Origin of the sequence: Chlorogloeopsis fritschii PCC 6912, from assembly GCF_000317285.1 — a bacterium.
Taxonomy (GTDB): Bacteria; Cyanobacteriota; Cyanobacteriia; order Cyanobacteriales; family Nostocaceae; genus Chlorogloeopsis; species Chlorogloeopsis fritschii.
The window spans coordinates 38,840-59,812 of sequence record NZ_AJLN01000068.1 but is presented as its reverse complement, the minus strand read 5'-3'; the positions used below and the strand labels follow the sequence as shown (position 1 = coordinate 59,812).

Annotated in this window: 15 protein-coding genes; 3 read left to right on the top strand and 12 right to left on the bottom strand. The window is 43.8% G+C overall.

All coding sequences use genetic code 11. From position 1 onward, the window contains the following. Positions 1-63 precede the first annotated feature (63 nt). Positions 64-669 carry a nitroreductase family protein gene (locus tag UYC_RS0112330; RefSeq protein WP_016878616.1) on the bottom strand — a complete coding sequence of 202 codons (606 nt, stop codon included), beginning with the start codon at positions 667-669 and terminating at the stop codon, positions 64-66. Positions 670-766: 97 nt separating this feature from the next. Here UYC_RS0112330 and xseA point away from each other — a divergent pair, with 97 nt between their 5' ends. Both xseA and xseB read left to right on the top strand, forming a co-directional pair. Next, positions 767-2,002, top strand: coding sequence for an exodeoxyribonuclease VII large subunit (xseA, locus tag UYC_RS0112325; protein WP_016878617.1), 1,236 nt, complete (start codon positions 767-769; stop codon positions 2,000-2,002). A gap of 56 nt (positions 2,003-2,058) precedes the next feature. Then, a complete protein-coding gene (xseB, locus tag UYC_RS0112320; protein ID WP_016878618.1) occupies positions 2,059-2,292 on the top strand; it encodes an exodeoxyribonuclease VII small subunit in 234 nt (77 codons plus the stop codon). A 374-nt stretch (positions 2,293-2,666) separates the two neighbouring features. On the opposite strand, the gene UYC_RS0112315 is transcribed toward xseB, so the two are convergent. The 4 genes from UYC_RS0112315 to UYC_RS0112300 form a co-directional block, all read right to left on the bottom strand. Next, the gene (locus tag UYC_RS0112315; RefSeq protein WP_016878620.1) at positions 2,667-5,297 is read right to left on the bottom strand and encodes a chloride channel protein; all 2,631 of its coding nucleotides are present in this window, start codon (positions 5,295-5,297) and stop codon (positions 2,667-2,669) included. Positions 5,298-5,353: 56 nt separating this feature from the next. Then, entirely contained in the window at positions 5,354-6,064 is a 711-nt protein-coding gene (locus tag UYC_RS0112310; RefSeq protein ID WP_016878621.1) for a class I SAM-dependent methyltransferase, read from the bottom strand. Between the two features lie 37 nt (positions 6,065-6,101). Continuing rightward, entirely contained in the window at positions 6,102-7,415 is a 1,314-nt protein-coding gene (locus tag UYC_RS0112305; RefSeq protein ID WP_016878622.1) for a TldD/PmbA family protein, read from the bottom strand. Positions 7,416-7,635: 220 nt separating this feature from the next. Further along, positions 7,636-8,502, bottom strand: a complete 867-nt coding sequence (locus UYC_RS0112300) for a Tab2/Atab2 family RNA-binding protein (protein ID WP_016878624.1) — start codon at positions 8,500-8,502, stop codon at positions 7,636-7,638. Positions 8,503-8,781: 279 nt separating this feature from the next. On the opposite strand from UYC_RS0112300, the gene UYC_RS0112295 reads away from it, so the two are divergent. Next, positions 8,782-9,744, top strand: coding sequence for a protochlorophyllide reductase (locus tag UYC_RS0112295; RefSeq protein WP_026087732.1), 963 nt, complete (start codon positions 8,782-8,784; stop codon positions 9,742-9,744). Positions 9,745-9,865: 121 nt separating this feature from the next. Here UYC_RS0112295 and glgP read toward each other — a convergent pair whose 3' ends face one another. The 7 genes from glgP to UYC_RS0112260 all read right to left on the bottom strand — a co-directional run bounded on the left by glgP (position 9,866) and on the right by UYC_RS0112260 (position 20,884). Further along, positions 9,866-12,073 carry an alpha-glucan family phosphorylase gene (gene glgP, locus UYC_RS0112290; RefSeq protein ID WP_016878628.1) on the bottom strand — a complete coding sequence of 736 codons (2,208 nt, stop codon included), beginning with the start codon at positions 12,071-12,073 and terminating at the stop codon, positions 9,866-9,868. A 717-nt stretch (positions 12,074-12,790) separates the two neighbouring features. Next, entirely contained in the window at positions 12,791-13,663 is an 873-nt protein-coding gene (fghA, locus tag UYC_RS0112285) for an S-formylglutathione hydrolase (RefSeq protein WP_039752275.1), read from the bottom strand. A gap of 19 nt (positions 13,664-13,682) precedes the next feature. Next, complete coding sequence (locus UYC_RS0112280) at positions 13,683-16,208, bottom strand: hybrid sensor histidine kinase/response regulator (RefSeq protein WP_016878631.1); 2,526 nt, start codon at positions 16,206-16,208, stop codon at positions 13,683-13,685. Positions 16,209-16,350: 142 nt separating this feature from the next. Then, positions 16,351-16,809 carry a response regulator gene (locus UYC_RS0112275; RefSeq protein WP_016878632.1) on the bottom strand — a complete coding sequence of 153 codons (459 nt, stop codon included), beginning with the start codon at positions 16,807-16,809 and terminating at the stop codon, positions 16,351-16,353. Next, the gene (locus tag UYC_RS0112270; protein ID WP_235083173.1) at positions 16,806-18,422 is read right to left on the bottom strand and encodes an ATP-binding protein; all 1,617 of its coding nucleotides are present in this window, start codon (positions 18,420-18,422) and stop codon (positions 16,806-16,808) included. Before UYC_RS0112270 ends, UYC_RS0112275 begins: the two co-directional genes overlap by 4 nt. Continuing rightward, positions 18,419-20,386, bottom strand: a complete 1,968-nt coding sequence (locus UYC_RS0112265) for a CHASE3 domain-containing protein (RefSeq protein ID WP_016878635.1) — start codon at positions 20,384-20,386, stop codon at positions 18,419-18,421. Before UYC_RS0112265 ends, UYC_RS0112270 begins: the two co-directional genes overlap by 4 nt. 51 nt (positions 20,387-20,437) lie before the next feature. Continuing rightward, positions 20,438-20,884, bottom strand: a complete 447-nt coding sequence (locus UYC_RS0112260; RefSeq protein ID WP_016878636.1) for a hypothetical protein — start codon at positions 20,882-20,884, stop codon at positions 20,438-20,440. Positions 20,885-20,973: the final 89 nt, after the last annotated feature.

Sequence of the window (20,973 nt, the reverse complement as noted above, 5' to 3'; positions counted from 1 at the left end):
CATTACCAGGTTCAACCTGGTAATGAGGGACAAGGTTTACGATTAACTATTGAGCCGCTAATTTTAAGGAGATACCACGGGCGAAGTATTTCCCCAAATTCCGGTAAACACAAACTTTTCTAGAGGTTTGCGCTGGCGTGGAGCAAATTCACGCTCTCGGTATTGTTCGGGCAGTTCTTCTGGATTACCTGGATACCCAACGGCGATCGCTGCTACTGGCTCATATTTCTCAGGAATGCTGTACAACTGTTGTGCCTTAGCAACATCAAACCCTGCCATTTGGTGAATAAACAAGCCCAGGGAAGTGGCTTGAATTGCCATACTACACGCTGCTGCCCCTACATCATGAAATGCATGACGGTTTTCTTTACCATTCTTCTCAAAGTCAAGCTTGGCGATCGAGAGCATCAAAACGGGAGCATGTTTTGCCCACACTTGATTTCCTTCTGCCAGACAACTAAGCAAACGGTTGAATTCCTCTGGATTATCTTGAGTAGCAACGATAAAGTGCCAAGGCTGCTCGTTATATGAAGAGGCAGCCCAGCGAGCAGCTTCTAGTAAGCTGCAAAGCTTTTCTGGCTCAACTTGCTGTTTTGCAAATGCCAGAGGACTCCAGCGCTGTTGCAGGAGCTTATCAATAGGATACTGGGAATTAGCAGGTTTTTCCATGATTTTCTCGGTTCTTTATTGCAACACAAAGATGAGCTAAATTGGAAAGGCACAGCAAAGACTGTCAGCTTAAGTGTAGCGACTTATAAGCATTTTTATGATCGGTGCGGATTTTGCGGACTTTCTGATTCCCGATGCAGCGGTTTCAGTTGCTGAGTTAACTGACTACATCCGTTTTTTACTGGAGCAAGATGAACAACTGCGGCAAATTTGGGTGATTGGAGAAGTTTCTAGCGCTAATCATCACCGCAGTGGTTTATTTTTCACACTGCAAGATCCCGATGCAGGAGCTGCAATTAAGTGTGTTGTCTGGAATAGCCAATTGCCCAAACTCATGCAAATGCCGATTGTGGGCGAGCAGATAATTATCTTGGGCAGTATGCGAGTTTATCCCCAACGGGGAGAATATCAGCTTTCTGTTTGGCAAGCTTTACCTGCTGGTGTTGGTTTGCAAGCGCTACGTTACCAACAACTGCGAAATCGTTTAGAAGCAGAAGGTTTATTTGCTCCAGAAAGAAAGCGATCACTTCCTATTCACCCCCAAATTATCGCTGTTATTACTTCACCTACTGCCGCCGCTTGGGGAGATATTCAAAAGACTCTCAAACACAGGTACCCAGGTTTACATATTTTATTTTCACCTGCGACAGTACAAGGAGAACAAGCACCTGAATCTATCGTCAATGCAATTCAACGGGTAGAACGAGATGGGCGTGCTGAGGTGCTAATTTTATCGCGGGGTGGGGGTGCAGTTGAGGAACTGGCTTGCTTTAATGATGAACGAGTGGTGCGAGCAGTTGCTAATTGTTCGATTCCTGTGATTACTGGCATTGGACATCAAAGAGATGAGTCTTTGGTAGATTTAGTTGCAGACGAGAGCGTGCATACTCCTACTGCCGCCGCAGAGAGAGTAGTTCCGGCGCTTGTAGATTTATACAATCAGCATCGGCAGCGAATTACTAACCTACAACAAGTGGTTTATGGCGAGCTGGAAACTGCGGAAAATCAGCTGCAAGGCTTACGAAATCTTTTGCGGCGTTTGCGGTTGGATACACAGGTACAGCAAGAGCTATTGGCGCTAGATTGGAAACGCCGACGGCTGATGCAAGCTACAACTAGTAAATTGCTGCACGCCAATCAGCACTTAGAGATGTTGCGACAAAAGTTGGCAACTCTCGATCCGAAAGCTGTGTTGGAGCGGGGTTATGCGGTGGTAAGGCAAGAAAATGGGATAATTGTTCGCAATGCGGCTGACTTAGAAATAGGACAAGAGTTGTTGGTTCAACTTGGTCAGGGCGAGGTTAAAGTAAAGGTTATAGAAACAAAAGAGTGAGAAGCATTAGACACGTCAGGGGCTTCTCAGATCGTAGAGTAGGATGCGAGATTTAAATGATTAAACGTAACAGTTCCTCTAATTCTAAATCAAAAGAAGTTTGGAATTATGAGGCTAAGGTTGCTGAGATAGAAAATATTATTGCTCGCATTGAAGCGGGTAATTTGGAGTTGGCAGAAGTGTTTGAGCAATTTGCTAAGGCTGTGGAAGATTTGCGTGAGTGTGAAAAGTTTTTGCAGCAGCGACAGGAGCAGGTAGATTTGTTGATTGAAACGTTGAGTGATGAGTAATAGTTCCTGGCGATTAAAATCGCGGCGACACAAGCAAAGCCAGCCTACGCCGGCTTAAAAACCTTAATTTGTTGTCTTGGGAAGATAAAGAGAATTTTGTTAATACAATGGAAGAGTTATAAAAAGAAAAAAACGTCTCTAATGGTAAATCTGAATTTTGGAAATCTTTAGAAAAGTTTCGTCAAGAAGAAGAATTAGAAGCAGCAGGTATTGAATCAGAAGTTTTTGCCGAAATTCGTGAGTATTTACCTGGTGGCGAGGTAATTTGGTGAGTCTACGTTTCTTGCTGGATACCAATATTCTGTCAGAACCGTTGCGCCCAAGCCCTAATCCTAATGTAATGATAGGGTGCGATCGCCTTAAGAAAATTCCCTTTAATTATTAATCGCCCCCCTAACCAATATCACCGTACTATCTACCCCAGAAGCGATCGCCTCAGGAATATTTCCTTTCATCACTTGTTGCAGCATCCCTTCACGAGAAGCACCTAAAACTACTACATCATAACCTTCGCTTTTCACTAGGTTAATTACGCCTTCGCTGACAGAATCGGCTTCAATTGGAGCAGCAATGACGGTACTAGACAATTTCCGACGACGGACAAGCTGACGAATCGCCTCCTCTAAAACTCTCATATCTGGTTCTAACTCTGATGGCTTAAATACCCGTGTGAGGCGAATTTTTGGATCTTGTCCTAATGTCACCAAAGCAGGAAGCAATTTAATTGCCATCCTAGCATTGGGGCCACCAGCCATCGGTACTAACCAACGGTTGAATTGGGGAGTAGACGATGCTTGAGGGGAAATATCCGCGTCTTTGTGTCCTAATTTCACCAGTACAACTTCACAAGTGGCTTGGCGTATGACGGTATCTACCACATCGCCAAAAATACGACCAGGGGTAGAAGTACTACCCTTCCACCCCATGAGAATTAAATTAATGTGTCTTTCTGCGATTGTTTCTAAGATTGCTTGGGCGGCATCGTGGGCAACTCGAATTTGCGTATGTACGGGTATGTTCCACTTTTTTCCCAAAACTTCGGCGTTGCGCAGTAATCGCCGACTTTTTGCTGTTCTAACTGGTGTTTCACTAGGAGAACTTTGACGGGAGACAAGAATCACCTGCAAACATTCAATTTCATAGTGGCGATCGCGGGCAATTGCTGCTGCCATTTGGATGAGTGTTTCTGCCGTCTCTGGGTTGGCAACTGGCACTAATAATCGACCTCTGCCGATACTGGGCGATCGCGTTTGATATACTACATAAGATGGTTCCGGTTGCGGGCCGTGTTCTCGATTTTCACAGTTGAGACTGTCTGCTTCTGCGCGAATAATATCGGCGCGCGTAATTATTCCAATTAGTCTTCGCCCTTCTACTACTGGCAAACGACTGATTTGATAGCGATCCAATAAATACAGTACATTACCCAAGTTGTGGATGGGTGTAACCGTGACTGGCTGCGGTGTCATGATTGCTCGCACAGGAGTAGATGAAGCTAAGTTGCGATCGCGAATCTTGAGCAAATCACTCTGAGTAACAATTCCAACTAATTTACCTTCCTCTACTATCGGAAAACCTCGATGATGGGAGCGAGAGAAAGCTTGCACGACTTCATCTAAAGACATCTCTGCATCCAATGTCTCTACTCTTTGCTGCATTACATCTTGGGCTGTTAATTTTGTCAATATGCCCTCGATCGGAATTGGTTTTTCGATATTGATGCCATTGAACTGTAAAAGTCTGCTATACAGAGAGCCTGGCATGAGCTTGTCAGCAACCAGATAGGATGTAACAGAGCCAATCATCAAAGGTAAGACTAAATTGAAGTCTGTTGTCATCTCAAATACAATCACTATCGCTGTGATTGGCACTTTCGAGACGGCGCTAAAAAATGCTCCCATCCCCGCTAAAGCATAGGTAGTAGTTGAACCAAATCCAAACAATTGAACTTGGCTGATGCCGACAACGTATCCTAGACAAGAACCCAAGATTAAACTGGGGGCAAATAACCCACCTGGCGCTCCAGAACCAAATGCTATTAAGGTGAGAATAAACTGAGCGCAAAAAGCGAATGCCGCTAAGGAAGGATTAACGCCGCCTGCAATTACAAACTCTCGCAAGCCAGTGTTATCTCGGAAAGAACTAGGTAAAAATGCAACGATTATACCTGAAGTCAATCCCGCTAAAGCAACCTTTAGCGGTAGGGTGATATGGAAGGTTCGATATAGTTTTATACTTTCAATTATTCCCCGATTAAATAATGCCGCCAGTAATCCTGCTAAAATACCCAAAAGCAGGAAAGAGGGAATTTCTAGTATTGAAAAACTACTTAAGGATTTATTCAATTCTAGGTTTAACAATAAACTGCGTCCACCTAGCAAGCGAGAGACAACACCGCCAATAAACGAAGCGATGATTGCAGTTCCTAGAGTCAAACCTGATAAATCTTGGAGTAACTCTTCGACAACAAATAATACCCCAGCAATTGGCGCATTGAAGGCTGCTGCCAAACCTGCACCTGCACCCGCTGCAATCATTTGGCGTCGGTGATCGGGAGAGGTAGGCACTAAACGACTCATTCCCCCTGCTAAAGCTGCGCCGACTTGTACGGTGGGGCCTTGTCTACCGAGAGTTATCCCTGAACCTAAGGCGAGTGTGGCGCTAAGTAATTTCACTACTGCCACTCGCCAAGAAAGCCTGACTGGCACGTTAGCAAGAGAGGCTTTGACATGGGGGATACCACTGCCAGATGCTTCTGGTGCTACCCTTTCTACCAAGAAACCTGCCAAAAACCCAAAGCACAAACCAATTGTTGGTAGAATCAGCCATGCTGGAAAGATGTGGGAACTTTGAACTCGCCATGTTCCTACCCATCCGGAACTAAATTTTAAGAATACAGCAGAGAAGGCGGCGACTATACCAATGATGCAAGCTTCTGCGATCGCTAAACCTCTTCTCGGTTGCCAGACAGTGCGAATCCACTGAGTCAGCAAAGGGGGCGACATAACAATTAAAAATTAAAAATTAAAAATTATTTTTCTACAAAAGGTTCTGATCACTGTTAACGAATTAAGTGCAGCATCTGATTGCTACCCTTTTGAAATTCCCAGTTAACTTTAACAATTTCGGTTGTAATTCCTACAGATTTCAAGTCTGAAATTAAATTATCTAATAATGGATAAAGCTTGGCATTTTTACCTTGTAGGGGATAAATTCTAACTTCTTGCGAACAAACTCTATACAATTCCAAAATAGAATTTAAATGAAATTTGTAATCAAATTCATCACTATAAAGAAATAAAAAATGACCACTGAGAACTAAATCAAAGCTTTGATCGGCAAAAGGTAATTTTGGTAATTCTGCCGCGATGTAACGTCCTGCTTTTTTCCCTATTGTATAATCTTGAGAAAAACGTTGAAAGGCAAGCTTTCTATATTTTTTAAATCCCTCTAACCCTCCATAAAATTCCCAATTGTAGAATTGTGGAACTAGAGCAACTCTCTCCACAACGTGTTCAAAATCTGCCTTGCCTTTATCAAACAAAACAGTTTCATCAAGATTAAATAACAAATCGCAAGCTACAGCATGAATGCCCATATTATTAGCTTCTGCGACAAAAGAAGCCGCACCTGATGGGCAATCCAAAATTTTGCAACCTTCCCATTGGGATAAGTCAAGGTCAAAAAATTTGGTATATTCTGACAAAGTACGTCCAAAAAAAACTACCCTATCAAGCTGAATGCCATCCTGGCTATGACTTGAAACTTCCATATTTAGGAACAATTATTAATTTTTTATTGCTAATTATTTAATTGTTTTTGCCTGTGGTAGATAGTCCTTCCACAATCAAAGACGGGGTATAACAAGAACCGTTCCAATCAGCATCTCCACCCAATTTAACCAATTGTTTGAGAGCTGTGTAGACATTACCAGCTACCATTGTATCCTTTACACGCCCGATTACCTGACCATTTTTGACGCGGTATCCTAAATCTACGTTGATGGAAAAGTCACCAGAAATACCACTACCACCGCCTAGCATTTGATCCACAATCAAGCCATCGTCTAATTGTTGAATCAATTCTTGTAGGGTTCCCGAACCGGGTTGAAGCAGGAAATTAAATAAACCAGGGGTGGGATAGCTACCTAAACCAGGACGAAAACCATTACCAGTGGAAGGAATTTTAAGCTGCTTTCCGGTAGTGCGATCGCAATAAAAATTTTGCAACACTCCGTTTTCAATAAACACTAAGGGCTGAGTTGGGGTGCCTTCGTCATCAAAGGGACAGCTGTAAGGCCCTGCTTCAGGATCTTGATATAGGGTAAGGGAGGGGGAAACTACCTGTTTGCCAATCCGTTCCGCCCAAGGAGATGCTTTTTCCAAAACTCGCTTACCATTTAATGCGGCTTGGATAGTACCCCAAAGCATATCAGCCGCTTTAGAAGTAAACAACACGCTGGAACGACCGCTTTTGAGAGAAACGTTTTCTTGTGCCCAAGCTAGGCGTTGTAAAATTTGGTGAGCCAGTTTATTGGGTTGGAGATTGCCACGTTCGGTTTCGCCATCAGAAACATTTAAAAAATCATCACCCCGTACCCATTCTGCGGAGATATAGCAGCTCAGAGTAGTGTCTGTGTAGTAGCAATCTAAACCTTTGCTATTAACAAGTCTAGTAGTTTCAACGTCACATTCCCAGTCACCGTTACAAAGAACTTCTGGGTAAATATCACGAATCAGAGCGATCGTTTCTTTCCCCCACTCCACCAGTTTCTCTACTGGCACCTCTGCTCCTAAGTCTGGGTAGGCAGGCTGAAAGTTACTGCCAAGTTCCACATCTTCTGGTTGGTTCAATTGGCTTAAAGCTAAAGCACGTTCCACGATCGCCTGCGGTTCCACATTTCCGTAAGCCACCGCTAATCCTGGGCTTCCGTTACACCACAGCCGCAACGCCGTGCCTTCAGACTGATTGGTTTCTAGCTGTTTGAGACGATTTGCCTCAAAAAATACCGGTCGAGATAGCGATCGCGACTGATACACTTCGGCAACTTCTGCACCAGATTTTAAGGCAAGTTCTAGTAATTGTTCTGCTAGTGTATCTTTTGGTAACTTTTTAGACACCATATTTTTTATTGCTAATAGCTAATAGCTAATGGTTAATTGCACGAGGCGCGAATTAGCCATTAGCTAATCCCCAATTCACTTTAATAGGAAATGGCACGCAGTTTGAAACCATTAAAGTGTGGATGTGCTTCGACATAGAACAGAGTGTCAAGACAACCATTCACGCTCAGTTTGGGCACAAGTATATCTGTTCCCTGTTAAGAGTTCCCTGTTCCCTCTTTCAAGTTAGATTGATCTCACACAACAGCCAAAACCCTGCAAAAGATTCTGCTTGGGGATTGTATTGCACCCCGATAAAATGTACGCCATTAGCTTTTTGCTTGGCTTGTTCAAAGTCTTGAGCTTGGGTAAGCATTTGCGGGTTTTTGATATTGGCTAAAATCCAGCTTTCAGTTGCCCCAGTTTCTAAAAGTAGTCTTCCCCCCTGGCGATTGCTGTCAAATTTCAACCATGCTAAATCTAAACCAGACATCCAGGCAGCCAAAGGCAACGCTCTCGGTGAGAAAATCAAAACACCAGGAATGGGAGTTTGGGGAGAAATATTCACCAACTCTAAGGGAAATCCTTCACCAAAGCTAATTTCCCACTCTGACATATCCGTAAATTCCGAAGCTTGTAAAGTCACAAATCCTAACTGTTGTCCTTCCAAAGCGTCGGGTAGGCGTTGGGCTAAAGGGGCTTCCAAACGCACCGAAGGATTAGCCCCTGCTTGATATCCTTCCTCTTGCGGATAAACTTCTTCCATCCGTTGTTGCAGCCATTGGTTGAGTACCAAAGTTCGACGGCTTGGTTGTGCCGGAACACCAATGTCCTGGCAGGCTTTAGTAATCATATTATTCATTTGCCGACGGAAAAAGCGAATTCTAATTGGTGCTTCTCCTTTTTTGTCAATTGCCTCTTGTAGAGCCGTCCGCAACCATGCCGAATTTACCTGGGTACTGGGGCAATATTTAGCATAGCGAAACAATGAATCAACATTTGTACGGGTATCCAAAGGAGTTTCGCACACTAAGACTTCCCAAACTTTTTTCTGATTTTCGTCCAGAATCGGACGGGAGTAAAAATCGAGTTCCCAGATACTGCCCATGTTATGCCGTTAAAATTTGGCTAGATTTTGTTTTTTATATTCAGTATAATAATTTCAGTTTTTGTTACAAACATTGAAGCTAGTGTTACTAAACTTCAAATTCTGGTCGCTAAAGCTCCAACTTTCGTAACTAAAATTGAGTTGATATTACAAATTTTAAAGCTTTTATCACCAATCTTTGAGCTTTCGTTACCGGAGCGCTGTAGCATTGTTCCACCAAAAATAAAGTCTCCTCAAAGCCTTACAATAAGGGATTGGCAATATATTTTTAATAAAAAAATGGAACAAAATCGTAAGTCAACGGTTGTAATCACAGGCGCATCCTCCGGGGTTGGTTTGTATGCTGCTAAAGCACTCGCTAAAAGAGGATGGGATGTAGTCATGGCTTGTCGGGATTTAGAAAAGGCTGAAAAAGCTGCCCAATCTGTGGGAATACCCAAAGACAGCTACACTATAATGCATATCGATTTAGGCTCTTTAGACAGCGTTCGACAGTTTGTAAATAACTTTAGGGCAAGTGGCAAGTCACTGGATGCTTTGGTTTGTAACGCCGCTATTTATATGCCTTTAATCAAAGAGCCATTGCGAAGCCCAGAAGGCTACGAATTGACTGTTACAACCAATCACCTCGGCCATTTCCTGTTGTGTAACCTGATGCTTGAGGATCTCAAGAATTCCAATGCCAGCGATCGCCGACTTGTAATTTTGGGAACTGTAACGCACAACCCAGATGAATTGGGTGGAAAGATTCCACCACGCCCAGACTTAGGAAATCTCGATGGCTTTGCCGCAGGATTCAAAGAGCCAATTTCCATGATTGATGGCAAGAAGTTTGAACCTGTCAAAGCATATAAAGATAGCAAAGTTTGCAATGTGCTAACGATGCGGGAATTGCATCGACGTTATCACGAGTCAACTGGTATTATCTTTAGTTCTCTTTATCCGGGATGTGTTGCGGAAACACCCCTATTTAGAAACCACTATCCTCTGTTTCAAAAACTCTTTCCATTGTTTCAGAAGTATATCACTGGGGGATACGTGTCTCAGGAATTAGCTGGTGAGAGAGTTGCAGCGGTTGTTGCCGATCCTGAGTACAAGCAATCTGGTGTTTATTGGAGTTGGGGAAATCGCCAGAAGAAAGATGGTAAATCCTTTGTTCAAAGAGTCTCTCCCCAAGCCCGTGATGACGAAAGAGCAGAGCGGATGTGGGAGTTGAGCAATAAGTTGGTTGGACTAGCGTGACTTTTTTAAATGCGATCGCTGTTTGGGCGGCTCCTTGGGAGTACGCCCATTACTACAAATTGGGATAGCAAAAAAGGGCAGGCAAAACGCCCACCCTAAGCGCATAAATTTTATCCAACCTTTACACAGAAACTTTCGCTAAAATCGGTGGCACTGCCACAGAAATTTCTGGCACATACACCTGAGAAACGTAATCGGCAATCATTCTGTCAGTGTTAAATAGGGGTGCATTTGTCTTAATTGAAGCCTTCATCATTTGCACCCAACCGTGGGGAATGCCTTTTTCATCTTGATTGTAGTAGAGGGGAACTATTTCCTCCTCTAACAATTGATACAATGATTCCGAATCAATCCGGTCTTGTAATTCCTGATCGCTAGTGTGGGCATCTTCGCCAATAGCCCAGCCGTTAATACCTTTGCCGTTGGCATCAGCTTGATAGCCTTCGCACCACCAGCCATCGAGAACGCTGCAATTTATACCACCGTTAAAGCAGACTTTTTGTCCGCTGGTGCCAGATGCTTCAAGGGGGCGACGGGGATTGTTTAACCAAACATCAACGCCTTGCACAAGTTTGGTAGCAGTGTAGATGTCGTAGTCTTCGATAAAAGCGACACGGTTGACGATCGCTGGATGTCTGCACCACTCCATCAAGCGTTGAATGATCCGCTTGCCTTCTTCATCGGCGGGATGAGCTTTGCCGGAGAAGACAATTTGGACTGGGCGATCGCTATTGCCAAAAATCCGTAGAGCGCGATCGAGATCCCGCAGTAGTAAATGTCCGCGTTTGTAGGGCGAAAAACGTCTGGCAAATCCGATGGTTAAGGCTTTTGGATCTAGTAGGGTGTTGATAGCTTGAATTCTTTCGTATTCTTCACCTCGCCCTTCTCTGGCTATTTTTACTTTATGGCGGGTATGGGCAACTAGCCTTTCTTTGAGAATTTGATGTCGCCACCACAATTCTGCGTTGGGAATATCTTCTACCTTCTCCCACATTTGGGGATCGACAGCACGAGTTTTCCAATCTGCTCCCAAATACTGATTGTATAAATCTGCCATTAAAGGAGCAGTCCAAGTGGGTGCATGAACGCCATTGGTAATGTAACCAATCGGAACATTGTCTTCGGAGCGATTGGGATAGAGAACTGTCCACATCTGGCGGGAAACTCGTCCGTGCAATTCGCTGACACCATTGGAAGTACGACACATCCGCAGTGCTAAAACAGTCATGCCAAAGGGTTCCCAAGGATCGCCAAGTCGGCGTGCGCCTAATGCCAAAAATTGTTGGCGGGAAAGACGCAATTGTGCCCAGTAGTGGGCAAAGAAGGAGTCGATTAAGTCGGGAGAGAAGACGTCATGCCCGGCAGGAACGGGTGTGTGGGTGGTAAATACACACTGCTTGCGGACATCGGCTTCGATATCGTAGAAGGATTTGCCTGTCTGCTCAATTTTTTGGCGAGCAATTTCTAAGGTGCAGAAGGCAGCGTGTCCTTCGTTGAGGTGATAAACGGATGGTTGAATATTTAAAGCTTTAAGGGCGCGAACACCACCAATTCCCAACACAACTTCTTGAGCAATGCGGGTTTCTTGGTTACCACCGTAGAGATGCCCAGTGAGCCAGCGATCGATGGGATCGTTGTCGTGGCGATCGCTATCCAACAAATAAAGGGTGACTCGCCCGACTTGCACTTGCCAAATTTGCACTTTCACCTGGCGCTGGCGAATTTCTAATTCAATGGTAAGCGCTTCCCCTTGCTCATTTTTGATTAATTCCAAGGGCATCCGGTGGAAAGGATTGTCTACGTAGTAATCCTCTTGCCAACCGCTACGATTCAAGCGCTGCCGAAAGTAACCTTGGCGATAAAGTAAGCCGATCCCCACCATCGGTACGCCTAAGTCTGATGCAGATTTGAGGTGATCGCCTGCAAGGATGCCCAAACCCCCAGAGTAGACGGGAAGAGATTCATGGATGCCAAATTCGGCGCAGAAGTAAGCTATGGGATGTGCGGCGGAAACTTGCGGTGCTACCCGACTCACCCAAGTATTACTCTGCATCATATATTCGTCAAACTCTCTGCCAAGGGCGGAAATTTGTTTGAGATAAAACGGATCTTCTGCTAGTTGAGTGAGGCGTTCGTATGTTGCTGATTCTAGTATTGCGACTGGATTGTGTCCGCAGCGTTCCCATTCTTGAGGATCAATGGTTTGGAATAGGGCAATGCGATCGCTTGTCCAAGACCACCAGTAATTGTAAGCTAAATCTGCTAAACGCTGTAGTGGGAAAGGTAATTTCTCACGCAAGCGCAGTGCCGCACTCATGCTTTTAGTCATAATTATTGTTTGTTTAGTGTTGTTAGTTTACTAGTCAGGACTGAATCATTAGTCCAGCAATGTTTTTACTTTTGACTAATGGCTAAGGGTGACATTATAACGTTATTTGTCACCTAATTAATTGAATCATCACTTCAAGTTGCAACAAATGATTGAGAAAAATACTTTGCAATTTTTGGCTTTTAATTTTCAACGCTAACAACAATCATCCGTCTTTTTTTGCAGATTTTACTAACTGTCTTCCTCAAATTTATTGACGTTGTTTTAAAATATTTTTTAGTTTATTAATTTTTGTTAAATAATAGAAAATATTCGCCAAATACTTTACAGTAAAAGAATTACAGAAGTGCCAGACTAGACAAACTGACATATCTTTGATATAGTTAATCGCCGAATTGGTAGTTGGTATTCCTCTACTATTTGCAAATAGATTTGACAACTAAAAATTTATAATTAACTAAAAATTAAGTCATCAACTCATAACACAAACAGTAGCTCTTGTACTCATCAGAGCAAAGAGCAGTTTAATTAGGATGGTACAAATAAAGCTAACTGCTTAAGGTCGTCATTTGTCCTCTCTTACAAAGTTCTGACATCTAAGACTTTGCGCTTTGTCATTTGTCATTGGTAAAGCTTTCAAGCATATTTGTTTTTCGTAACATAGTTTGGTTTATTTTCGCCGACTGACTGATAGGCTTGATTTTAAATTGCTAAAACTCAAAGCTGATAATTAGAATCTACAGGGCTAGATTGAAGTAGAGCGATCGCATGATGCCGAATATGATCCTCAATAAAGGAAGCGATAAAGTAATAACTGTGATCGTAGCCTTCTTGGTAACGCAGATTTAGAGGCTGATTAACTTCCTGGCAAGCTTGTTCAAAGGCTTCCACCAATAATTGCTCTGCTAAAAATTTATCAGTAGTTCCTTGATCGATCAGAATTGGACTGTGATAGCCAACTTGCTTAATTAATTCACTGGCATCGTAAGCACGCCAAGTTTCTCGTTCTTCACCCAGATAACGGCTGAATGCCTTTTGTCCCCAAGGACTACGCATCGGTGCAGCAATAGGTGCAAAGGCTGAAACCGATTTATATTGCTCTTGATTTCGCATTGCACAGATGAGTGCCCCATGTCCACCCATAGAATGACCGAAAATGCCTTGTCTGTCTAGATTAGCTGGGAAATTTTCGGCGATCGCGGTGGGTAACTCGTGGACAACGTAGCTGTACATTTGGTAGTGTGACGCCCACGGTTGGGTTATAGCATCCACATAAAAGCCAGCACCCGTGCCAAAATCCCATTCGTCATCCTCACCTAAAATTCCCGTATTGCGGGGACTTGTATCTGGTACTACTAACATCAAGCCATATTTGGCTGCAAAACGCTGTGCTCCCGCCTTCACCATAAAATTCTCTTCTGTGCAAGTTAAGCCAGAAAGAAAATAAAGAACAGGCACTGATTCATGACTAGCTTGCGGTGGTTCGTAGACAGCAAAGCGCATTTGTGCGTTACAGCTAGAAGACAGATGACTGTAGAAACCAACTTGACCATTAAAGCATTTATATTTTGAGATGAGATCAATAGACATGATAAAGAAATATCGTCATTCATAATACAAGACTAGCTATCACCCCTACCAACTCGGCTGGATCTACTGGTTTGGGTAAATGCATTTGAAAACCTGCTGCTAGAGCTTGGCGTTTGTCAACTTCTCCGGCATAGGCTGTTAGGGCGATCGCTGGAATCTCTCCCCCTTGTTGGGGCGGCAAACTTCTGATTTGACGGAGTAGCATATAGCCATCTACTTCTGGCATACCAATATCGAAAACCAAGACATTCGGTTTTGACTTTACCACAGCCTGAAGTGCTTCCAAAGCCGATGTCACTGCTGTCACTTGTGCCCCATATTCTTCGAGCACAAAAGTAACTAATTCTCGCGAATCAACGTCATCATCTACGACTAAGACTCGAACGCCGCTTAAATCAAGGGACTTCTGAGACTGTTCGCTGTCTTCAGGTGTTTGGGGTTGCACTGTCATGAGTGGCAGCATCACGGTAAAAGTTGCTCCCTGTCCTTGTCCTTGACTTTCTGCCCTCACTGTGCCACCGTGCATTTCTACTAGATGTTTAACAATTGCTAGTCCAAGTCCTAGTCCGCCAAATTGTCTGGTAGTTTTGCTATCTGCTTGACGGAAACAATCAAATACGTAGGGCAAAAAATCTGAGTTAATTCCCTGTCCTGTGTCAGTGACAGTGATTTGGGCATAGTGAGCGATCGGGGATTGGGGATCGGGGGAAGAGGATGGGGGAGCCAGTGCGTTGCGCGGGTTAAGCGCGTTGTAGCACCTGGCGTGGACAAGGTGAGTTGGGGAGGACACTTCCGTGCGGGGGTTCCCCCCGTTGGGGAAAGTGTCCGTCGACAAGGGGAGAAGATGTGAGTCACTATCCTTCCCCTTGTCCCCTTGCACCAGGTGCTCCTTATCCTCTTGTTTGTCCCTAGTCCCTAATCCTTTTGACAACCTAACCTCAACCCGCCCTCCTTGGGGAGTGAACTTGATGGCATTGGAGAGTAAATTCCAGACAACTTGTTGCAGGCGGGTTTCATCTCCCAAAACTAACCCGATATTTGGTTCAAATACAGTGTGAATTTCAATTGCTTTTGCTTGGGCTGCTAAACGGACAGTATCTAAGGCTGCCGAGATTACCTCAACCAAATCTACAGAGGAAATATTTAAGCTCAATTTCCCACGCAGGATCTGAGAAACATCCAGCAAATCTTCGATGAGTTGAGCTTGTAGCTTGGCATTGCGCTCAATAATTGCTAAGGCTTCCGCTGTTTTGGCTGCGTCTAATTTGCGAGTGCTAAGTAATTTTGTCCAGCCCAAAATCGGATTAAGTGGCGATCGCAACTCGTGAGATAAAATGGCGAGAAATTCGTCTTTGATTCGGTTTGCGGCTTCTGCTTCTGAGCGTGCTCTTCGTTCCCGTTGCAGCAAATTTTCTCGCTCCTGCTCAGAGCGCTTGCGTTCGGTTAAATCAATGACAAAGGTAATACCATCAGATTGGGAGCCGACTCGAAAAGCACTGCCCATCAGAACGGGAATGTGATGCCCCGCTTTGTGGATGTAATATTTTTCTTTGGGAGCAGACACTCCATACTGGTTGAGTTCCGCCATGATCTGCTGCTGTACATCTTGGCTTTCAGATGAGGTAATATCTGTCCAGCGTAATTTTCCTAAGAACATTTCCTGCCGCGTGTAGCCGATCAGTTGCAGATAGGCGTCATTTGCCTCAGTGATATTGCCATTAATATCCCAAAAAGCTATAGCGATCGCATTCGATTCAAACAACCACCGAAAGCGTGCTTCGCTTTCTCGCAGTGCTTTTTCTGCTACTTTGCGCTTGGTGATATTCTCCATCAATCCGTCAATTACAACAGTGCCATCAACGGTGGTAAAAGTCTTGCTAATTCGCACCCAAATCACGCTACCATCTGTGCGACGCAATTGTATCTCGCGATCGCGAACGTTTCCGCCTTGTTTGAGTTGGTGCAAAAGTTCGGCATAGTCTTCTGGCTGAAAATAATACTCAAGCGTTTGATTTTCTGGAATTTCCGTTAATGAATTTAAACCAAGTAAATGTAAAAATGCAGAATTACCTTCTAGTAAAGCTCCATCGGCTGTAAGACGATAAACTCCTACATCTAATTGATTGAGCAGAGTTTGAAAGCGCACCTCTAGCCCGGCTACTTTACGTCGAGTCTCAATTCGCTCTAGTGCCAGACGAACAGCAGCAGGTAGGCGCACATAGTGGCTGGGAGATTTAATTACATAATCATCCAACCCTGATTTCATTGCTTCTACTGCAACTTCTTGGGTGCCACTGTTGGTAAACATGATGACGGGGCAATCGGGGTAACGGCTTTTAATTAACCGTAGAACTGCCAAACCATCATTCCATCGCAATTGATAGTCGGTGATTGCTAAGTCAAATTCTCCTTTTGACAATGCCTGCTCAAATTCTTCCAAGTGAATAATTTGCTGTACCTGAAGTTCAGCAAATTCTTTTTCTAGGGCATGAATCACGAGTAGGCGATCGTGAGGATTATCGTCAATTAAAAGAATGCGTAACATTAGAACTGCTGCAACCGACTAACATTAAAAACTGAATGAAAACTTTGGAAATGAAGGCAGAGGGCAGAGGGTAGAAGGTAAAATGCTCTTCCTAAACAGGTTTTAAATGTTGGCACTTTAACATTTAATTATGTCCAGCTACCTAAAAGGTTTCTACTTGTGGCTTTTCGTTAAAAATTATCCAATGTAAGTTAAGAGTATTAACAATTTCTACTAAATCATTGAAGACCACAGGTTTGACTATATAAGCATTTGCCCCTATGTCATAAACCTGATTAATATCAGCATATTCCCTGGAAGTAGTTAGAACCACAACTGGTAGGCGTTTGAGTAAGGGTTGCTGGCGTAACCACATCAAAACTTCAATCCCAGAGCGGCGAGGAAGTTTCAAATCGAGCAAGACTAAGGTAGGTAAAGGATAATTGCCGCGATCGCTATAAGGTTCGCCTCCAGACAGGTAAAGTACGGCTGCATCTCCATCATTCACAACTTGCAGGGGATTATTAATGCCAGCTTTGCGGAAAGCTCGTTGAATCAGGAGAATATCTTTTCGATTATCCTCAACTAGTAAAATTGTATCTTCTGATTGAAAAGTGCTCATTCCCCTCCTGTGGCTTTTGGCAGTTCTATCCAAAAGCGGCTTCCCTGTCCTAGCTCTGATTCTAAACCGACTCGACCACCCATGCGCTCAACTCCTTTACGCACGATCGCCAAGCCAATTCCAGTACCAGGATAAACTTCACTGCCGTGCAAGCGCTCAAAAACTTTGAAGATCCGCTCAAAATTATCCTCGGCGATACCAATACCGTTGTCTTGTATCCAAAGACGTACAAATGGGGAGGAGGGGGAGATGGGGGGATAAGGAGATGGGGAGAAAAAAGAATTCTCTTGTCTCTCACTCTCTGAATTACGAACTTCTTGTGTCCACATTCGTATTTGAGGTTTGACTCCTGGTGCTACAAATTTGATGGCGTTGGTTAACAGATTAATCACAACTTGCTCTAAAACGATTCGGTTACCCATAACTTCAGCTAAAGGCTCTTCTACTTGTACAGTAGCTTGTTGCTGCTGTAATTCTGGTTCTAGCCGTCTCAAGATTTGTGCCACAAATAAAGACAAGTTAATTGGTTGCAGCGGCATCTGTGCCCGACTGAGTTGGCTGTAAGTGAGCAATTCTTCAGCAAGTCTGTCTAAGTGTCGAGCATTTTCAACAATGCGGCGCAGATAGTTTTGATAGTTTGAACTTAATTGCTCTATTTGCCTTTCTAGTAAAATTTCGCTGAATCCTTGAATAGCCCGTAATGGGGCGCGAAAGTCATGGGAGACGGAGTAGACAAATTCTTCCAAATCTTGATTTGCCAATTCTAATTGCCGATTTAGGGCTGCTAAATCTCGGTTTGCTGTTTCTAGCTCCTGCGTGCGTTCCCTAACCCGTTCTTCTAATGTTGAAGCTAGTTGACGCAGTTGTGTTTCAGCCTGTTTCCGGTCTGTGATATCTTCGATTAAACCATCGACTACTGTCTCACCATTAATTGTGCTAAGAACTGTACTCAACAAAATCCAAATTGTCGTTCCATCGGCTCGATGTAACTGTAATTCATGTTCATCTTGCTGGGGTGGTGGCAAACTACTTAATTGTAAATAAATTGCCTGCAAATTCAGTAGCTGCACCCTTTGAGCAGTAGCCAAAGAATCCACATGGAGTAAGTTGAGAAATACTCGATTGCACTCTAGTAACTCTCCTGCTGAGTTAGCACGAAAAACCCCTACTTTCAACTGATTTAGCAACCCTTGCAGGCGAATTTCCAACAGAGCAACTCGTCGTTGCATTTCTGCTCTTTCTAGGGCAGCTTTAACAACAGTAGGCAAACGATAGTAACGATTAGGTAATTTCAGGACATAATCATCTAGTCCTGTTTTCATTGCTTCTACGGCAATTTCTTCGTTGCCTGTATTCGTAAACATAATTGTTGGGCAGTTAGGATAGTGCTGCTTAATTGTTCGTAAAATTTCTAAACCATTACTCCAACCGAGTTGATAGTCGGTAATCACTAAGTCGAATTCACCTGCTGCCACTGCCTGAGCAAAACCCGCAGCTTCTTTAATCTCCTGCACTTGAAGTTGAGGAAATTCTCGTCTCAATTCTCGAATGACTAAAGTGCGATCGCCTGGATTGTCATCAATAATTAGAAAACGAAGTATTTTATTCATCATGCTGTAGCGTTGTGATTGAGAACAGCTTTTGGCAGAGCAATCCAGAAGCGAGTGCCTGTTCCCAGTTGCGATTCTACCCCAGAGAAACCGCCCATCCGCTCTAAGCCTTTGCGAACAATGGCTAAACCAATACCCGTGCCAGGATAGGTTTCTATGCCATGCAGACGCTCAAAAACACGGAAAATTCGCTCTTGATGTTCTGGTGCAATGCCGATGCCGTTGTCTGTAACCCATAACCGTATCCAATTTTGTCCCTCTTGAACATACTCCTGAGTGTATATATGTACCGAAGGCAATGTACCTGAACTGACAAATTTGATGGCATTACTTAACAAGTTTGTGACAACTTGTATTAGCGTGGAACGGTGAGCCATTACCTGCCCTAAAGAAGGTTCAACTCTAACTTCAGCTTGCCGTTCCTGAATTTGCCTGCCCAATTGTTTGAGTGCTTCATTAACTACAAAATTCAAGTCAACAGGTTGAATTTGAATTTCGGTGCGGCTGAGATGACTGTATGCCAGCAAATCGAGAATTAAAGTATCCATTTGCACAGCATCTTCAGTAATATAGCGGATATACTCCTGCCCCACTACATCTAATTGATCGCTGTATTCTTCTTGCAGTACCTGAGCAAAACCTTGCATTGTGCGTAGCGGTGCCCGCAAGTCGTGAGAAACGGAGTAACTAAAAGCTTCTAGTTCCTGATTAGCTTCTTGTAACTGCATGGTTCGCTCTTGCACACGCTGCTCTAGTTGTTCGGCGTAATTCTGGAGTTGTTCGCGTAATTGGGATTGTTGGATAGCGATCGCAAGCTGGGCTGCCACTTCACTAACAATTTGTTGAGCTTCAAGATTAAAAGCTTCGGCTTGGGTGGCGGCAAGAGTGAGTTCACCGATTACAGTTTTCTCAACTTGTATGGGAATTGTCAGACAGCTATGCAGCCCTGCCGTCAGCAATTGTTCTAAAATTGGCGAACGTTGCTCTAACTTAGCAATATCTTGAATCGAACGAATTTGTCGTTGTTGTAAAACTTCAATCGGAGCAAAATCTTCAATTGGAAAAGTTGTATTTTCAAAAGCCTTTAAAGCTGGATCGCTGCTGTCTGCGATTAACCCGGCTGTTCCAGTCTCGAAATTAAACAAAACTAAAAATGCTCGCTGACAATTAACAAGTTGGCACAATCGTCCCAGAGCATCCCGTACTATAGTGAAATTAGACTCGGCAGCCAAAATTGCCCTATCAATCTTATGCAAATCGGCAAGGCGTTGAGCAGAGCGTTGGGCATTTTCTGTTTGCTCAATTGAAGTTCTCAAGGCGCTCTCATAACTTTGCGACACTTTGAGCAGTTGTCGCCGGATAAAGTAGGCAAGAATAGCCCCAATTCCCAGTGCCAAAATCACGCTAGTTGCACTTACCTGTGTGGTTGTACGACGAACCACTTGGCTGCGACGGTTTCGCAGTTGTTCTTCTGTAGCGATAAAAGCTGCAATTTGGCTACGCATCGCGTTCATTTTCTGATCGCGAACTTTGAAATCCGATGAAGGTTCAGTCTCACCTCTGTTTTTGCGCTCAATTGCCTGAGAAATAAGCTGTTGCCACTGTTGATACTGCAACTGCAATTGATTGACGCGTTTAACCTGACTGGGATTGTCTGAAACTAAATGGTTTAATTCCTTAAAAGCAGCATTGATAACCGGGCGAGCTTCTTGGTAAGGCTCAAGAAATTCTTCCTCTCCCGTGAGTAAGTAGCCGCGCGAGCCTGATTGCAAATCTAACAACAGTTTTTGGGTGCGGTAGGTTTGAGTAATTACCCAATCTGTATGCTCTACCCATTGCATTGCTGATAACAGGCGGTTAATTTGCCACAGCGAAACCCCAGATAACAGCAATAGTAGAGTGGTGGGTAGAGCGATCGCACTAATTAGTCGGCGTCTAAATATGTTTCGAGCAATTTGCAGCAACATACTAATATGCTAGGTGTTTGGATGACAATTTGAGCCTCCAAATGTCAATAATCATCCCAGCGTATTAGATTGTTTTACCGAAACAAGGGTGTAGTGGGAATAATTGTTAAGAGCAACTGCCATAATGCGATCGCTCATTCCTAAAACAGAAGGTTCAGTCGATACATTCACAATGCGAGCCGATACATTTACAATGCGAGCCGATGCATTCACAATGTATGCCGATGCATTCACAATGCGAGTCGATGCATTCACAATGTGAGCCGATGCATTCACAATGTGAGCCGATGCATTCACAATGCGAGTCGATGCATTCACAATGCGGAAGGTTGTGTTTATATGCTGATATCTTGCACCTTTCTCAATAACCGTAGGGTGGGCATTGCCCATAACGTCAAAATAAGGTTTTGAGCCAAATCTAAGCAATGCCCACCTTACAAAAATCGCAATTAAAAAACTGGTGCAAGATGTGAATATGGCAATGTGGTTCAGTACCATTATCTATAAGGTAAGGTGGAGAGAAGTCTGTAGACGCCGGAGGCGGCTTCCCGTAAGGGTGCGGAGGTTTCCTCCGTTAGCGCAAGCTC

Bases quoted from the DNA above. Each gene is read 5' to 3' on its own strand.
- UYC_RS0112330 (WP_016878616.1), bottom strand. From the start codon at position 669: ATGGAAAAACCTGCTAATTCCCAGTATCCTATTGATAAGCTCCTGCAA.
- xseA (WP_016878617.1), top strand. From the start codon at position 767: ATGATCGGTGCGGATTTTGCGGACTTTCTGATTCCCGATGCAGCGGTT.
- xseB (WP_016878618.1), top strand. From the start codon at position 2,059: ATGATTAAACGTAACAGTTCCTCTAATTCTAAATCAAAAGAAGTTTGG.
- UYC_RS0112315 (WP_016878620.1), bottom strand. From the start codon at position 5,297: ATGTCGCCCCCTTTGCTGACTCAGTGGATTCGCACTGTCTGGCAACCG.
- UYC_RS0112310 (WP_016878621.1), bottom strand. From the start codon at position 6,064: ATGGAAGTTTCAAGTCATAGCCAGGATGGCATTCAGCTTGATAGGGTA.
- UYC_RS0112305 (WP_016878622.1), bottom strand. From the start codon at position 7,415: ATGGTGTCTAAAAAGTTACCAAAAGATACACTAGCAGAACAATTACTA.
- UYC_RS0112300 (WP_016878624.1), bottom strand. From the start codon at position 8,502: ATGGGCAGTATCTGGGAACTCGATTTTTACTCCCGTCCGATTCTGGAC.
- UYC_RS0112295 (WP_026087732.1), top strand. From the start codon at position 8,782: ATGGAACAAAATCGTAAGTCAACGGTTGTAATCACAGGCGCATCCTCC.
- glgP (WP_016878628.1), bottom strand. From the start codon at position 12,073: ATGACTAAAAGCATGAGTGCGGCACTGCGCTTGCGTGAGAAATTACCT.
- fghA (WP_039752275.1), bottom strand. From the start codon at position 13,663: ATGTCTATTGATCTCATCTCAAAATATAAATGCTTTAATGGTCAAGTT.
- UYC_RS0112280 (WP_016878631.1), bottom strand. From the start codon at position 16,208: ATGTTACGCATTCTTTTAATTGACGATAATCCTCACGATCGCCTACTC.
- UYC_RS0112275 (WP_016878632.1), bottom strand. From the start codon at position 16,809: ATGAGCACTTTTCAATCAGAAGATACAATTTTACTAGTTGAGGATAAT.
- UYC_RS0112270 (WP_235083173.1), bottom strand. From the start codon at position 18,422: ATGATGAATAAAATACTTCGTTTTCTAATTATTGATGACAATCCAGGC.
- UYC_RS0112265 (WP_016878635.1), bottom strand. From the start codon at position 20,386: ATGTTGCTGCAAATTGCTCGAAACATATTTAGACGCCGACTAATTAGT.
- UYC_RS0112260 (WP_016878636.1), bottom strand. From the start codon at position 20,884: ATGGTACTGAACCACATTGCCATATTCACATCTTGCACCAGTTTTTTA.